Genomic DNA, 17,837 nt, shown 5'->3' with positions numbered 1-17,837 from the left:
CAACGCTTAAACATGCGCACTGACTCTTTTATCGGAGAGAGCACTTTCGATTTTCTCAAATACTTCACTCGCGTCTAAATGATTGATGGTTACTGCCCGGGCAATCGCGTGAATTAATTGTTTGGTAAAATGCTGATCAGGATTGTCAAGTTCACTACGAACGACTTCCAATTCACCATTCACATCTTTGATAGCTTTAAAGAAATCCTCACTACCATGCTCAATACCCACATAGCCCTGCAGATAATCACTCTTCTTAAGCCCTTCAATGTAAATATTAAGCAATAACTCTTTAGGAGCCCCATCCACTTCAACCGCAGCTGTTAAACGTCGTTTGGTGTCTTCAAACTCTTTCAGCAAGCGTTTATCTTCCCTCTCAATTTTAGCTAAAACTTCTTCAAGATTGGGATCATTTTTTGCAATCTGTCGAGGCTCAACCCTGTGCATGTGTCCTGATTTTACCGCTTGAAACGGAGCTGGATGATGTACACTAGGAATGTAATGCTTATTTTGTAACTGAATTACCAAAGGAGTCACGGAAGTTTCTTTTTTAGCACTATAGTGCAAGCGCATAGGTAATTCTTTGCCTTCACTAACCACTCGAACATTAATGGGAAATCCAGTTGCTTTTGCAGCGGCTGCAATGACCGACTCATCAATCCAAGTGGTTGGCAAGCGCATTGCCTCAGGAGAGGTAGGCATTGCTTCATTGCCCACAAAAGCACCACGATAATGGGCGGGATTTGCAACCATTTCATCAACGGCTAATTGGCGTATCGTGTAGGCAAGAGATTGAATCGCTGTTGCCATTTTACCCTTCTCAGTCATGCACTCGAGTTGTTCAGCAGGAGTAGCTAAAGGTAGCCGAGGCTTCTGCTCAGGAAAATATTCAAAATGCTTACTTAGTAAAGCTGCAAGCTCTGGAGTACTGCGCTGCTCAAACAATACTTTACTAATTATTCCGGCAGCAATCGCTCGCACACCACAATCACCATTACCTCCCACATCTACAAAATGTGAGGTTTTTCTGATTGATTTGAAAGCACTGGTCACCCCCTTTGCGGGAAGGCCTTTAAAAAACCTTGTGGTGGCAACTGGCATGGGGTTCTCCTCTAATTACTTCATAATTCCATTCTAATCAATTCAGATTAAGGAAATATTAACTAAGATTTTACATTATTATGCTGAAATTTCAACTAAAAAGTCTAAGTTATGTGCAGCTCGTTCCAATAAAAGTAACTATTTTACTAACAAAACCATCGTCCCATAAATCATTATGGCCTCGACCTGGCAAATTAATCAGGAGCTTAGGTTCATTGGCATACTCAAAGAGAGTACGCGCTTGTTGGTAAGGGACAATGGTATCCCTTTCGCCATGCAAAATGAGCAAAGGGCTGTTAACATTTGCAATACGTGACAAAGAATCAAATTTATCCCATGGAGGAATAAAAACCCAAGGATAATGATAGCGCGCCACCTGTGTCATAGAGGTATAAGGTGATTGCAGTATCACAGCACAAACTTTATGCCTTGCAGCCAAATAAACGGCTACACTTGTGCCTAATGATTCGCCATATAAAATGGTACGTTGAAGGGAAACACCTTGTTGCTGTAAAAATTCAAGTCCAGCCTCTCCATCACTATACAATCCCCGCTCACTAGGCTGTCCCTTATTACCGCCATAACCACGATATTCCAAAAGCAATACCCCAAGACCTGCAGCAAGAAATTGCCGTACTAACGGCATTCGATACCCAATATGACCAGCATTCCCGTGCAAATAAAGAATGGTCGGCTTATCAGGCAGAGCAGGCTTATACCAAGACATTAACTCCAGACCATCTGCAGTATGAAGAGTTACTGTTTGCATATCCTCTGCCTGAAACACTGCCCGACTTGGCACTTCTTTTGCTGGAAAATAAATCAAATTCCGCTGTAAGAGATAGATCAATAAAGTTAGAATAGTAAACAGCGTAATACTAATAAAAAACAATTGCTTAATCATGTTTTAGAACCAGTTAACAGAATAAGTTGATTCGAGTTTATTAATACGAGTTCTTAAGTATAGCGACAGCGATTAATTTTTCGAATCCATTTAACGTTTAATGCCAGGAGGCTGCCATGGAGCAATTACAGGATCAGGATATTGCTAAATTAAAAGAATTACTACGGCACACCGGGGAGTTTATCGCCTATTTTGAACTTGCCGAAACTAAAATGCTCGAATGGCGACATGATATTGAACAACAGGCGCAAATTCAACAAAATAAAGCGCAACAGCAACTGCAAAATCTTCATAATGAACTGGATGCCTTACAAGAAGTATTAACTCAGGCCGGCATTGCACGCTTCCGTCTAAGTGCTGAAAAAATACTAAAGCAAGGTGAAGATCATCTCGGTAATCTACAGAAAGCAAGTCAACAGCTGTTGGATGAAATTACTGATAAACACCAGGAATTAGGCAAATTTTTGGAAAAAAGCCTTAATCAACTCGAACAATATACTTTACGGGCAATAGAAAGATTAGATGAGCATTTTACTCAATACGATATTCACCATTTTCGACGTATCGCGAATGAAAGCTGTGAACAGGTAGAGCGAGTAGCACACAATGCAGTGATTAAAAGTCAAGGAATTCTCGGCAGATTTCAATGGCGCGCGGCTTCGCTTGCCTTGATTACCACGGTTATTACTGCCTGCGTAATGGGTTTTTATATTAGTAATGAATTACCTTGGGAAATTCATCAACACGCTAAAAATGAACGCGAAGCAGGCAAAGTTCTAATTAAAGCATGGCCCACATTGACACAAGAGGAAAAAGCCAAGATCTTAAGCTATCAAAAACCTCATAAAGCCTGATTAATGCTTATTCTTTTCCTGCTCCTTCTCATAACCGCTCTTTTATTGTGGTTTGGCATGCGACAGCAACGCGCTGTCAACCATTGGCGAAGCGCCCTGTCATTGAACAAACATAGAGTTATTTATCAAAAACTCTACGGGAATACCCATGGATTTGCACTGTCACAGCAGGCTAGAAAAACTCAAGCAGTGATGGAATATACCTATGGCGAGATTGAATTTGAATCATTCATTGCTTTATTGTCGTTATGTCAACCTAATCCTGCGACTATCTTTTATGATTTGGGAAGCGGAACGGGAACAGCTGTTATCGCCTGCGCATTGGTATTCGAAGTCCGAAAAAGCTGTGGTATTGAAATCTTGCCTGAGTTGCACAATTACGCACTCAAGCAAAAACAACGGTTGCAAGAGTATGAAGATTATCAGGAAAAAGCAAAGCGAATTGAATTTATAAGAGGGAATTTTTTAGAGTGCACATTCACCGATGCTTCACTGGTATTCATTAATGCAACTGCCTTTTTTGGTGAGCATTGGTATAGTATTAGTAAACATTTAGAACAGCTACAACCGGGAACGTTGGTAATTTCTACCAGTAAAGCCTTACTTGCAAATCAATTTATTATCAGAAAAGTGACCGCTGTTCGCATGAGCTGGGGTATCGTCAAAGCCTTTATTCAGGAAAAATGCACTGAATGAAGCTAATCTCGCGTCAATGGGGATTTCCAAATGTAGAGATTGTTTACACAATCTAGTTGCATTGAAGCTAAAAACCTTGTTACAGTTACTTGATAACATTGAATAATTTTTTTTCGAGTCTATACTAAAAATTGAATGCTAAATAGAAGTCAATCACCTGTTGTGTCCTGGTGATGGCGCCCAGAAACGCGGCTAACCGAGGTGGGTATGATTAAATCGCAACTCATTGCAAACCTTGCTGCCAAAATGACACATCTGCCTGAGAAGCAAGTCACAGACAGCATAAATCGTATTTTAGAGCTCATGAGTCAAGCACTCATAGAGGGAAAACGCATTGAAATTAGAGGATTCGGTAGCTTTTCGCTACATTACCGCCCCCCTCGCAATGCTCATAATCCTAAAACGGGTGAAAAAGTGATCACGCAGGAAAAGTATAGTCCTCATTTCAAACCTGGGAAGGAACTTAGGGAACGTGTGGATGCCTCTCGTGCCAAAATTAAATTGCAACAGAAAGAGGATAACTAAGGCTTATTTCTATATCTCTACGTACCATGCTTACGCGTGGTACGTAAGCAGCTATAAAAATCTCTAAAGAATCAATTACCTATTTTGTGACCATCTCTCAAGGACAAGCTGCGGAGCATAGGCAGAGTCATCAAGAGACAATACCAGACGCTGAAATACCTTTCGTGAGGATTTTGCTAAAGCTATATTCAGCATAAAGATAATTACGTAAAACCTAAGCTCGAGGCAGTGTAACTCCTGTTTGTCCTTGGTATTTCCCACCACGGTCTCGATAAGAAATTGCACACACTTCATCAGATTCCAGGAACAACATTTGAGCAACACCTTCATGAGCATAAATTTTAGCCGGTAAAGGGGTAGTATTTGAAAACTCTAAAGTCACATGACCTTCCCATTCCGGCTCCAAGGGGGTTACATTCACAATAATGCCACAACGCGCATAAGTTGATTTACCAAGACAGATTGTTAATACATTACGCGGGATTCGAAAATATTCAACAGTTCTAGCCAAGGCAAATGAATTCGGAGGAATAATACAGATATCGGATTGGACATCTACAAAGCTATTTTCATCAAATGCCTTCGGATCAACGATTGCAGAATTAATATTGGTAAAAATTTTAAACTCATTGGCACAGCGAACATCATAACCGTAGCTGGAAACTCCGTAGGAAATAATTCGCCCATTATCAGTATGACGAACTTGTTCTGGCTGAAAGGGAGAGATCATCCCATGCTCCAGTGCCATTTTCTCTATCCAACGATCTGATTTTATCGACATGCTGTATCACCCATTTTTACTAAAAAAGCTTTCTATCACAAACAATCACAAAGAGGAAGTTAATATTTGCTTAAGAATGACCAATTATAATTCATTAATACTTGTCTGCGACTCTTGTTGTTAATTTAAAATGCCAAAAATTACTGCCTCTTTGTTTGCACATATAGAGAACGATGCCAATCTTTCCGGAGTTTATGAGCTGGAAGGACAACAATTTATTACTCCTATCAATTATCTTAAACAGTATTTGGATCAGCTGCAAGACAAGGGTGAAGTGCCTCCTGCCTATGCAAAATTAATTGTCGACACAAATTATCTTAAGTTCATTCAAGAAGAACTATTAAATATCTCCCACAGTAGTGATGTTAGTAAACTGGCAACCACCATTACCAATGATATTCTTCATCTTAAAAAAGGAGAAAAAATACTTCTGCCGGGTGGATGGCAAAATTTTGACGGTGGACATGCGATGGTCTACCAAATCACCCGCACCGATAACGGCTTTCGATTTACAGCCATTAATGCCGGTGCAGGTATTGAATATCACCATAAAAAATCAAGCCTTGAAAAAGAACTTTATAATCCAACCAAAACTTGGGAATTCCCTTTCCCTAAAACGCCTCATGAAGAGCAAGAGATCAAACTTTTTATAGCACGTCTCCTTAATGCAAAGATACCCACACCAACTCGTAAAGCATTTGATGAAAAAATACTCTATAAAGAAACTCTAGCCAGTATTAGCCACATCGGTGGTTATGAAGTTGACCCTGAAAACATTCCTGATTTTGGTTATACAGCTGGTCAATTAGCAGGCACTTGCACGCAGCGTTGTATTCATCAATTGCTTAAAATAAATTCACCTTCCGCTGAAGCCTATGAGCGCTTTATTTTTAAATTTAAACACTATGCGCTGCTTGATTATGTAAGGGCTTGCTTTGACACAAAAGAACAACCTCTTACGCCAGCTGTTATTCACCAAATTCGCTTTGCCATAGAAAATAATTTAAAAATCCTGAATCTGCCAAACCTGTTTGATGCAAAAGAAACACAACGTTATTTTATTGAGCTTTACCAAATAAAAGAGCGAATTAATAATTACAAATTCCCACGAACTGCAAAAAAAATAACAGAAGATGATCCCATACCTCAATTAACAGTACAAGGAAATACGACAATAGCCTCGAAACCTTCGCTAGATCGTTTCCCCCCTGCTAAAGAACTACCCTTACCTATTAGCTTAGGGAATGGTAAAAATCTTCTCAGCAATTTAGAGAAAGCCATTACGCAAATTGATGCTTTGGAACCGGCAACCCAATACTATTACCTTGAACAATTAATGGCTTCATTCCCCATTGATGTAGATGCTTCCACGCCGTTTTATGCTGAACTTACGACCTACCATCGGTATCAGATTTTCGAGCAACATCTTTATTCACTGCAAATCATTATGCGTAATTTGCAAGAGGATTGGCTTAAGAAAAACGCCATTCCCAGCTTGCAGGTGATGCAGTTACAGTTACTCCATATGCAAGTTAAAGTACGAGAGGAAATAAAAAAAGAGGATAAATTACCTTCTTTTATGCCCTTTGCCTCTACGATGCTAAACACCATTTTAGGTAATAATACGCGTAATCCCTTTTATGCGACCAATCGACCTATATTGGATGAAAAATTTAAAGACTTACAAAGAAAATATGCTTTGGCGCCATTTAACACACATAGTGCTTTTTATGGTTATTTAAAACAATTATTAGCAACTGAGCCTGAGCTTAATGAGCAACTAAAAAAACTCTACAGTGAAAAATATGCTTACATTGCAACTGAGCTGCATACTGCAATTAGAGAGAATGGGCTTGAGGCTCTTTATTTAGTCGCGCAACATTTAAAAGGTATTGAAATTCTTTCTACCTCTTCCTTTTTGGGAAGGACAGATTTTAGTCCTATTATTGATAAAGTAGTCGATCACTTGGCTTATGAGTCCAAATTAAGACGTGCAATTAATCCTTTTTTTACAAAAGAATTAAGTGATTCCCGACGACTTGATTTTGTCATAGATAAGGGGACATTCTATCTTTATACTCCCTTGTATCCGACATTTCTAACCTGGCAAGAGCTATCAACCAAGCTTTCTGAGCCAGAAGGTGTATTCCCTGATTCACCTGCAAAAGAAGCATTAAAAGCAGATGTCCCTAATAAAAGTAATTATGATAATCAAATAAGACCGCCTAGTGCCAATAAGATTCAACTCACACCAAAAGAATCTTCCAAAGAGGAGACGAAAAGACCAGTAACTCCAGCAGACATTTTGGCTCGTGATTATTTTCATCTAAGAAGTGAACCGGGTTTTCAAATAGCACTAACACTTGATTATTTTACCCGCCACATTAGTAAACTTTCTCTTCCAGAAAATCAATATTATATTGAAGCGAATATTTTTCAACCCGGTCTTTTACTCAATGCCCTTAAAGAAAGGGCATTTTTGCCGCAATTCGATAAATTTCTAAAAACAGGCTATCGTTTTTTCAATAAAAATGGACAACTTACTCCCGATTCCCTGTTATTTTTACGATTAGATTTTTTGGTAAGCCGATATCTCTATGAAATTGATCCGCAAAAGGGGCTTCCCCGACTGAAAACTATTCAAGAATCGCTTTTAAACCAAGTTTCTCTAGTAAATGCTCCTGACGTTACCTATGTTATGCAGCAGTATTTATTTCAAACGGTGATGACTCGTATCGAACTGGGCGAAGATTCAGGCGAGCTTTTTGAGCAAGCATTTAAAGCTTATGCTTATCTTCAGAGTCATGCTAATCCCTCTGTTCATGATGCTCTTGCTCATCGGATTGACATTGATAGTCACATTGCTAAATTCAAAATTTTAATCAGCCATCAATCCATCTCGAACGTTAAACAAGCAATTAGACACTTTATAGCCACTGAATTCAAAGAGGAGGACTGGGAAATTGCTCCGGTCTCATTTCCCTTGTACAAACTAACGCATAAAGAGGATGGGAGAATACGTTATTTTAACATTCTTCAATGCAAGCTCTTTGAGGAAGGATTAGCGCACAGTGGACTACCGCTGGAACTCCAAAAGCATCCACTTATTAGGCATCTGAATTTGCAGGATAACCAGGAGTGTCTTGTCAACTCAGAAGGTAGTTATTTATACCTGCCAAAAGATAAAGTTCAACTCTTTTATAGACGTAGCAATCTAATTGTCCAAAAAGAGTGGACTATTAGAGAAACTTCCCGTAATTTTGAATTACAATCGCTTTCGAAAAACCATCTTGCGCAACAAGCTAATAAACTCGCCAATTCTATTCAGGCTTCACTCCCCCTTGTGCTCACCGATGGTACGATGGATTATTGGCATGCAACCGATAATAGGAATGAGGGGCTTTTAGTTTGTAATAATAAACCCGTCTATTTAATAACCAAAGGGGCACTGACTGTTTTAGATGAACAGGGAAAGGAAACAGACTATCAACTTGCCAGACTTCCTTTAAGCTGCCACTCGCTTAAGGCCTTTGAGAGCAATAAATTTATTTTGACGCACTCCAGCTTGACACAGGCGATTATAAAACTTCCACGGTATAATTTAACATTTAAACTGAATCTGCAGGCTACAGACCCTCAACTCATTAATGCAGAGACTGATGAACGCGTTATTGAGAGCGCTTCTCCCATTCATCCTGCAGTAGCTGGACTGGTGCTTGAAAAAAATGGGCACAGACGCTATATAGTACCTGTCTCTCGTTTTTATGCCACCAGTAAAGAGGCTGAACAAGGAGAGTTTTATCCAGTAGTTCATGATATCTATGGCACTATTGCTCATTCGACGCTTAAGCAAGAATGGCATCAACATCCGCTTCGACATGAGCCTCTGTGGCATTATCAAAATAGTGAAAGAGCCGTTAGTTTTCGTTTACAAGAGGGCAATCCTGTCGCTGACACCGTGGCTGATGCACTTTACTTAGCTTACACCTACCTTGCTACCAATCAAGTTGAAAAAGCTTGGGCTGTATTGCAGGATTGCAATACAAGATTGGGAGGACTTACCGGTGATCCCGCAGAATTACAATTCATTAGCTGGATTTGTGAAGATGTCCCCCATCGCTTACCCAATACGGATAAAAAAGTGACTCGACGAACTCCTCCCTATGTAGCCTGTCAACTTAAAGCAATGAGTCTTGTGTCTGATTTTCTCTTACAGGACAGAACGTTTGATCTAAAGGCTCCAACGGTTGAGGAAACAGCCAATTCACAGTATGCGCAACTTCAGTATCAGCAAATGAAGGATTTTCTTTCTTCTCTTCCTGCAAAAATATATGAATCCTTCTCTCGCTTACAGCACGTTCGTCGTCACCTGGAACATGGCTATACCTTGTCCACGATAGAACGTAAACGCTTGCTGGATTACTATCAGCAATCTCAACCTAAAAAGAAATATCCAAGAGGCGCCTTAGGTTATGAATGGATGCTTTTAAGTCTTGAAGCAGTTCAGCAGGAGCGTGATACATTGATAGCGCGTCAACAATCAAACTCCTTATCACCAGATGATAAAAAACGCCTGGCATCTATCGAAAAGCATCTTCAAAAGATAAAACCAGCACGCGCTAAATCTTCTCAACTGCAATTAGTAGAAATAGATTTAACTTTAAATTCTACTAGTCGCGTCAATGAAGCTGCTCTTTCCCAAGAAACTAAAAAAATTCTTGAGGGATGGCAAAATCAACTCTCTCTTCTAGCGGAATCGGACACCCAGAAATTACAAGATGCTTTTGATGCATTAAATTCAGAAATTAGTGAACATGATTTTATTTGTTATTTTCCCGTTTACTTAAAAGTAGCGGCTACCACTCAAGATCCACAGCTATTTAAACAGTTGTCAGATTTTTGCACAGCAACTCTAATTGCCAACCGTCATATTACGATGGACAAACAGAAGTCCTGTGTCCCACTTTTATGTAATATTTTGTATCGTACCTACAACAATCAGGCTATTTTTGCCTCGCATACTGTTAAGTTAGCTGAATTAATTACTTTATTAAGTCGACGCTATTACCCCCCCTTAAAGTTTATGAGGCTATCGATGTCTATCATCACATTTTGGCCTCACCCGAAGACATCCTGGCTAAAAAGCGCCCCCACACGCTACCTCTGACACCCCCTCTGCTGGAAAATACTGCTTTATTAGAGCAACCCCAAATTAAGAAGTATTTTGCCAAACGATCGTCCGATTCATTGAAAAACGAGCAAGCAACAGCGAATAGTGAAGAAGCCAAAGAATTAAGCGCTCAATTTAACAGTTTGATTATAGAATATCGTAAGCTTCAAACTGACACTGCCCAGCGCTTACAAGATACAGAAACTGAAGATGCCGCTGGAAAATTGCTCCTTCAAGCAGAACAACAGCAGAAAAAACTTGCTCAGCAATTTATTGACAAGCCGCAATTAGCATCACTAATCCTCGATATGGTGAACGTTGTTGCACCCCCCCTTGGTGAGGAAAAAGAAAGCGCCTGGAAAAGGGCCTTAGTACTTGCCAATTCAGGCCCAGAGGAACTCAAACGACATATGGCGTGGGAGATTTCCAGGCAAGCAAGGGAAAAACCGACTCTTGATAAAAAAGCGCTTCTATCTATCTATTGCCGAGCTGATCTTAACCATATAATTGAAATAACAGGATTAAACCCGCTCAAGGCAAAAGAGCTGTATGAGTTAATCCATGTTGCTCTTGTTAACGGTATACAACATCAACTCTTTAATACCGTAAAAAATAAACTTGCCAGTGCCACAAAAATCGGTGATGTCAATTTGGCTGTAGAAGCCCTGGACATTTTAGCAAGAGAAGAAATTCCTGCGCTTGCCTCACCAGCAACAGTGATTATTCAACACGAACAAGATATTTTACTTCGTAAACGTCAGGTTGCGGCACTGCAGTCGCTGCTTGAACCGGCCGAGGATGGTCACGGCTATAAGAATGTGGTCGAGAAAGTAATTCCTGGAGGAGGAAAATCAAAAGTCATTATCCCGGTCGTTGCAGAAATGAAAGCGCGGGGTGATAATTTAGTCATTATTGAAGTTCCTCCTGCGCTATTAGCCACCAATTATGTCGATGCCAACCGTACCTCACAACGCTTGTTTGGCAAACGCGCCCATCGTTTTGAATTTGATCGTAACAGCACTGTCTCCCCTAAGCGTCTCGAGCAGATATACCTTCAATTTGTAGAAGTCATGACCACTAAGAGTTATTTAATGACAACAGGTGATTCGCTTCGCTCACTTGAACTAAAATATATTGAATTATTATCTGCTAAAGAAAGAGACAAAACCTGGCACAAACAAGTATACTGGCTGGATAAACTTGTTAATCTTCTGCATCACAATGCAGACAATCTTATTGATGAAGTACATAAGGGATTGTGGTTAAAGTCCAAATTAAATTACACCTTGAGTGAATCACATCCTCTTGAGCCCACTCTTATCAAGAGTATCATTGCCCTGTACAGTTTCATTGATGCCAACTTTATTAAAACAGCGCATAAACTACCGCAGGATTATAATTGGGATCCTTTTCAAGCTGATCTTGCAACCAGACTTATTAATGATTCCACCAGTCCTTTGGTTTCATTTATCAATAAAGCGGTTCGGATTTATGGTGCGGATATTAAAAAAGAGCTGATAGACTATCTCCTCAATAAGGCCACGGCGTTGAGTCCTGTTATTCTTGAAGCTACCTCAGAGGAAAAAGCTGCTCTTGCTTTCTTTAAGCAACAAATTAATGTATTGTTACCTGCAACATTGCAAGGACGTACTACTGTGAGTGAACTCAATGTAACTTATGGTAGTTCACAACTTAAAAACTTAAGCCCTATTCAATATACGCTTGCTATTCCTTATATTGGTAACGGTCTGGCTAATGAGAGCAGTCGTTTTGGAAATGAATTGGAAGCAATGAACTATACCATTCAAATGATGCTTATTGAGGGTATTAGTGAAGCGCTCTTTGTTGAACTTATTACCAATTGGCTTGTTGCAGCCCGTCAAGAATTATTCCAAAATCCCAGTTATAAACATTTGGATGCTACACCAACTGCAAAAGGCTTTTCTCTATTAGAAAAAGACACAGGGTTTACCCTAAGTCAGATTAAACTGAATGATGCGCAGCAGATAGCCTCATTACATCAACGGCATAAACATAATCGCTCCCTCATTAACACACTTTTGCAGGAGCGGGTTTTAAGACAAATTCATCAGGATGGGGCAATTCTTCATAGTGACGCTTATAACCATGTGGACATTTGTCGCAGCACCCAAGGTGTATCTGGAACACCCTCAAATTATACAACTTACCATCAGCGATTAAACTACAATCCTAAATCTTCTTTTGGCAGTGATGCTTACACGGTTGAGTTATTGCGTAGTAAGGAAAGTAAAATTTCTTATTTTGATTACGAAACCACGGCCCAATTCGTGGCAAAGGCACTGACGGATTCGAAATCACCCGAGCGCATTCGTGCCATCATTGATATTAATGCAACCTTCACCGGGGTTACCAATCTTAAGGTCGCTAAAGAGATAGTCCATTTCATTACTAAGCATCCAACTCATTTTACCCCCCCTATCAAGCATGTGCTTTACTTTAATGAAGAGCAGGTGCTTTGTGCGCTTGACGTCACTAAACCTGAAAAACCGATTGTGCTTGGTACCAGTGAAGAAAAAGAAATCTCCCTCCTGCTTGGCTCAACACCTGAAGAACGATTCACGTTTTATGATCAAGTCCATACTTTGGGTACTGATATAACTCAATATTCACAAGCTCATGCCCTAGTACTTGCTGATGAAAAAATCTCCTTCCAAGCCTGGAAGCAAGGTAATGACAGAATGAGAGGATTAAGTCAAAGTCAAACTCTTGAATTCATTTTACCGAAACGCCTTGAAGAGTTGTCTTATGATGAATGGATTCAACGGATGCAAGATAATGATAAAAGAGTATTAGAGCTGGATAATTTTTATGCAGCAAAGGCTCAAATGACCAACCTTTTACGACGTACTTGCCTGTCATTTATTCAGGACTTACCTTCTGAGAAAGCAGAATGCAAAGCTGAGTTAATTAAGCATTTTGCACCGTTTTTTATTGATACGCCCTCACGTGATTTTTTTGCACTTTATGGCGCCATCAGTAAGAAAGAAGACATTACAACTATTTTTGCACGTTTCAAAGAACAGTTACTTGAGACCTGGAAAATGTGTCATGCAAAGGCCAGGATAGAATTATCTGAGACCGATATTGCGCAAACAGAACAAGATTTACAACTGATTATTACCCGTGCTATCCCAAACTGTCTGGCGGAATATGAAGACACTGTTGCTTTGGTTGCCAAAGAAGTTCAAATACAAAAGCAAGTACAAAAACAAGTACAGAGCCAACGTGCTACTCTTGATGCCTGTTATACTGCAAATCTTAAACCGAAGGATGCCTATTATTGGTATAATTTAGGAATTAACTTTGATTATCACTTTAATAGTTTAACTCTCCCTTTGAATACATTTTGCGCCAATAGCCTCACACCCGAATTATTTTCTCACAATCTAAGAGTCAGTAAAAATTACGCTCAAACTTACCAGGGCCAGCAAAAGTATACGGATGCCTTTCTAAAACCAGTGTTTTTAGTTTGGTATCGTCTTGAAAAAGACAAGCTTCTTGCGACTATTGTTACTCCGCAAGAAGCAGAAAATTTACAACAAAATATTAAAACTTCAGACAATTGGATAGCAACTACCGAAGATACTGTTGTTGCAGGACAAGTACCAAGCAACATTTGCTCTAGCTCCGACTATCAAAAATTACGCGAGCAAGTACGGTTTTTTAATGGTGAATGCGCCTCTCTCTTAAACCAGGAAACACCTTTACTCTGGCTTAATGAACAATCCGCGGACAAAATTTCCTTCTTTGAACAACATTTGCTCCCGTATAGGCCAGGCAGCGAAGATGAGCTAGAACAATTAAAGATAGTCTTGTTAAAAGGAAATGTTGCTGGGTTTATCCATATTGCCAAACATCCCTTTGCAGATTTGACCCAACAAGACTGGAAAACGTTGCATCCCGACATTATTCCCGTGCAAATTGCGGAATATCAAAAAATGGCTGAGGCTTTTGTCTATGTGAATAGTAATTTTTGGGCAAGACATTTGACCATGGAGGAATTACAGGAAAAATTTAACCTACCCTTAAATAGTCTTAGTTATCTTGATAATCATCTGCAACCTCTTTTACGACTTAAGGAGCGCCTGAAACAACCGTTAGCATCCTTCCTTAAAAATTTATCCAGGGAAGAAAAACATTACCTTGAAACCTGCCTTGATATCCCCCTTAGTAAATTCTTTGAACTTCAAGGTATTAAAAATTCTGAAGAAGCTATGCCTGAGGAAATGGCTGTAGCAGCAATTGAAGTGATGCTGACCTTAAAAAACCATCCGGCTTTTAATGCGAAAGAACGGCTCACAGGCATTGACATCTATCTTGAAAGTGGGGCGAAAAAAGCAACCTCGCAAAAAGTATTAGCAGCTTTTCTAAACGGCAATCCATCAGATGCAATAATTGATGCTATCTTGCAAAATTCATGCTGTGACAGTGGCATCGTTGAAGCATTGTTGGAGTCAGAAAGAATATTTTCTGGCAAAACACTCGAACTGCTTGCTGGCAAATGTCATTCCAATAAATTGGCCGAAAAGCTTTACCAACGAGGACGCCTTCCTGAGAGAGCTTTACAAATTTTACTTAAGAATGGGAAGCTCAATAAAACACAATTACTTTCCATTTTGGGGGACACTGCGGATGCTACAACACTTTTTTTGGTATATTCTCATCCAGCCGCGGTTGAGATGACTCAGCAAGCAGTTCTGACGCATCCTGCACTGACTTCCAGGTTGTTGTTTCAATTGCTATCTGCAAAAATACCTTCTGAAGCGGTTATTTTACAACTTTTAAAAAATTCTCCTCTTATTACAGAAGCTGCATTAGAAATTTTGACCAAAAAGACAGTAAATCCTGAACTTATAGCAAACATTATTTCCCATCGAACTGCGACTTCTGCACTAAAAAAACTCGTCCTCGAGCAACATAAACTTTCACTGGCAATGACTGGAAGTATCCTTAGAGGCAGAAAGGATGAAGAACTACTGGAGAACCTCTTTGTAAAAGCATTGGTGCAATACCATGAAACTCAGATAGCATCAGAGAGGGAAGATTGGGAAGAGTATCTTATAGAAATTCTTAGGAGTTTCCCTAATCTTCTTCGTAAAACCGAGATCAAGGAAAATCTTAGCCAAATCAAAATAAGCGCCCAACTTGGGTGTTCTCTCTTATACTATTTTGGAGCACACGCTATAACAGTTATACCTTTTAAAGAAATGGCCGCTATGGTAGATATAGAGGCACTAAAATTACTCTTCAATGAAGATATTACAGGGCCTCTTCCGGAAGAAAAATTACTCATGCTTGCAGGAAACTGTCATGATGTGCAATTAAGCGAGCTGCTTCTTCAACGATCAACCCTCACCGACAATATACTACGGGAAATGTTAAATAGTGCCTTATTAAAAGCACCTCAATTGGCAGTAATTATTCAAAAGGCATCTTCCCCTGAAATTCTGGGACGTGTTTATGAACATTCTGCTGCCTCTGCTGCAAACAAAGAAAATGTTTGCTCAAGTCCCCATCTGAGTATTGATCTTTTAAAATCATTCTTGGAGAAAAATAGAGTTAGGAATGCTGAAGCCGCCAAAGCTTTAAATAATCCTCACTGCCCCATTACCGCAGATATTTTAAAAACAATGATCGAGAAGAAATTTTCTGCTGATGTTCTGGCCGATATCGTATCGCATCCGCAAAGCAATGAAGAGATAATAACACTTATAATTGACAGTAAAGAGTTTTCTCTTCATACAGCTCAATGGATTCTTCATAAAATAGAGGATGTGAGGAAGTCTCAAAACTTAATAAAAAAATTAATCGCAAAAAGTTTTGAGTGTCTGCATAAGGGACAAGAGTATTGGGAATCTGTCCTGCTTAGATTACTTATAAAGTCTGGCTCAAACTCTATTTTGGTAGAGGAAGTAATTCAAATTATCAATCAACAACCTGCAATTCAAAGTCCAACTCTCGGTCTTGAGCTTCTTCGTTTTTATGGCAATAAGGTGGTGGCTAAATTGCCTATTACCGCCATGATAAATAGCGCCACTGAGAGCAATGATCTTGCCAGATTGATTGATATTCCAGAACTCGCTGAGGAACAATTATCTGTATTAGTGGCGAAATGCAAGACTGAAAATTTACATGATCAACTTTTACAGCGAAAGGACCTCACGGAAAAAATACTTCAGACTATTGTTGATAACAATCCTAGACCTAATCTTACATTATCTCAGTTAAAAATTATTCTTGAGCGAACTAAAACATCAGAAACATTACGATCGATTGCCAAGAGATATCGTATGGACAGCATGGTCTGTAAACTATTACTGCAGCATAAAGCACTTTCTCCTGACGTAATGCTGTCGCTAATAAATTTTTCAACATCTGATGAGATAAGATTGGCTCTCAAGCATCCTACAGCAATTACCTCTGCTGTTTTACAAGCAATCGCTTTACGTGATACTCCCTCTTCTGCACTTTTGTTACAAGTAAGCGAGCATCAAGCTGCTGACTCGGTTGTCAAAGCTCTCATTCTCGACCATCGGAATCTATCCCCAGAAATTGTGCAACGAATAATTCATAGCTGTGATATTGAGAATAACCACCCGCTATTTTTACAACTCGTTCGTAAGAGTACCGTGCATGCTCGCACCTCACACGCTGTTGATTGGGAAAATTGCCTTCTTCAGGTAATTGATAAATATGGAAATAACCCTCTCATTGGTGAAATTATGAATGAGTTACTCGCAAATTCTTATATTTCACCCACAGTAGCTGAAAAAATTATCCTCCACGCCAGTATTGATAAGCACCATAGTTTATTAAAAACACTTCTGGCTAAACTATTTGAGCAATACAAGCCAACAGAGGAAGATGTTTGGGAGCCAAGTCTTATTAAGTTAATAAAAAAATATAAAAGCGGAACCGATACTGCCAGCGACATCGTTACTCTTATTAAAGAACAACGATACTTAAGCCCCAAGCTCGGTTTGAAAATTCTACATCAATTGGGCAAAGAAGTAGCACCGGCCTTGCCCATGCAACCAATGATTCAAATTGCCAAACCCAAGGATATTACGTTTCTTCTTAACCATGAAAATACAGGGCCACTTTCTGAAGATAATTTATTACTGTTGGTGAATAAATGCCAAATGCCAGAGCACTTTGCCAATATTCTCAAAAAGGATAACCTGAATGAGACCATACTGTATGCCATACTTAATCACACGCCTGATTATGACAATTTGCATCATGCGCTCTCTCATCCTCTTCTGTCGGAAAAAAGTCGAAAACAGTGGCTCGAAGCGCTAAACAGACAATATGAAACGAAAATTAAAGAAGAACCCGCTTCTGCGGACAATGCTGAGAAAAAGTGGATACTTTCGTTAGAGAAGCTGAGAATCAAGGGCTGCCAGCATGCCGTAAAAGCACTCCATGATAATAATTATAAAGACGCAGCCAGGGAAGCAATCACGCTTTATCATACGTTGAAGCGTGAAAGAGAAGAGTTTCTTAAATCTCCAGCGACTACTTTACAAGACTTTCAAATGAAATGTCTGAAAGCGATAAGCGAAGCCAAAGAAGTTTTAGAAGTTCATCGTGGCTATAAACAAATTTTGGTAGATATTGTGAATGCTATTCTGGCAACTGTTACCTTAAACTTAAAATGCGTATTCTCTAACAATTGGCGCTTCTTTCAGACTAAAACGGCAAGTGTTGAAATTGTGGATGAGATAAGTGAAACGCTAACACAAAGGCGATCATAAAAAGAGC

Annotated in this window: 8 protein-coding genes; 5 read left to right on the top strand and 3 right to left on the bottom strand. The window is 39.5% G+C overall.

The window, feature by feature from the left end; genetic code table 11:
- Positions 1–6: 6 nt before the first annotated feature.
- Both clem_RS00645 and clem_RS00640 read right to left on the bottom strand, forming a co-directional pair.
- Complete coding sequence (locus tag clem_RS00645) at positions 7–1,101, bottom strand: OTU domain-containing protein (RefSeq protein ID WP_094089838.1); 1,095 nt, start codon at positions 1,099–1,101, stop codon at positions 7–9.
- A gap of 109 nt (positions 1,102–1,210) precedes the next feature.
- Entirely contained in the window at positions 1,211–2,005 is a 795-nt protein-coding gene (locus clem_RS00640; RefSeq protein ID WP_094089837.1) for an alpha/beta hydrolase, read from the bottom strand.
- 116 nt (positions 2,006–2,121) lie between these two features.
- Here clem_RS00640 and clem_RS00635 point away from each other — a divergent pair, with 116 nt between their 5' ends.
- The 3 genes from clem_RS00635 (at position 2,122) to clem_RS00625 (ending at position 4,080) form a co-directional block, all read left to right on the top strand.
- The gene (locus clem_RS00635) at positions 2,122–2,859 is read left to right on the top strand and encodes a hypothetical protein (RefSeq protein ID WP_094089836.1); all 738 of its coding nucleotides are present in this window, start codon (positions 2,122–2,124) and stop codon (positions 2,857–2,859) included.
- Between the two features lie 57 nt (positions 2,860–2,916).
- Positions 2,917–3,555 (top strand): class I SAM-dependent methyltransferase, encoded by a 639-nt coding sequence (locus clem_RS00630; RefSeq protein WP_094092229.1) that lies wholly within the window; start codon positions 2,917–2,919, stop codon positions 3,553–3,555.
- A gap of 207 nt (positions 3,556–3,762) precedes the next feature.
- Positions 3,763–4,080, top strand: coding sequence for an integration host factor subunit beta (locus clem_RS00625; protein WP_094089835.1), 318 nt, complete (start codon positions 3,763–3,765; stop codon positions 4,078–4,080).
- A gap of 214 nt (positions 4,081–4,294) precedes the next feature.
- On the opposite strand, the gene dcd is transcribed toward clem_RS00625, so the two are convergent.
- Positions 4,295–4,861 (bottom strand): dCTP deaminase, encoded by a 567-nt coding sequence (dcd, locus tag clem_RS00620; protein WP_094089834.1) that lies wholly within the window; start codon positions 4,859–4,861, stop codon positions 4,295–4,297.
- Between the two features lie 130 nt (positions 4,862–4,991).
- Here dcd and clem_RS00615 point away from each other — a divergent pair, with 130 nt between their 5' ends.
- Positions 4,992–10,028, top strand: a complete 5,037-nt coding sequence (locus tag clem_RS00615; protein ID WP_094089833.1) for a hypothetical protein — start codon at positions 4,992–4,994, stop codon at positions 10,026–10,028.
- On the top strand, positions 9,974–17,830 hold the full coding sequence (locus clem_RS00610; protein ID WP_094089832.1) for a DUF3638 domain-containing protein: 7,857 nt from the start codon (positions 9,974–9,976) through the stop codon (positions 17,828–17,830). Before clem_RS00615 ends, clem_RS00610 begins: the two co-directional genes overlap by 55 nt.
- Positions 17,831–17,837 lie beyond the last annotated feature (7 nt).

The organism is Legionella clemsonensis (assembly GCF_002240035.1).
GTDB classification, from domain to species: Bacteria; Pseudomonadota; Gammaproteobacteria; order Legionellales; family Legionellaceae; genus Tatlockia; species Tatlockia clemsonensis.
The sequence above is the reverse complement of the archived record's forward strand: the minus strand, read 5'-3'. Positions and strand labels throughout refer to the sequence as shown.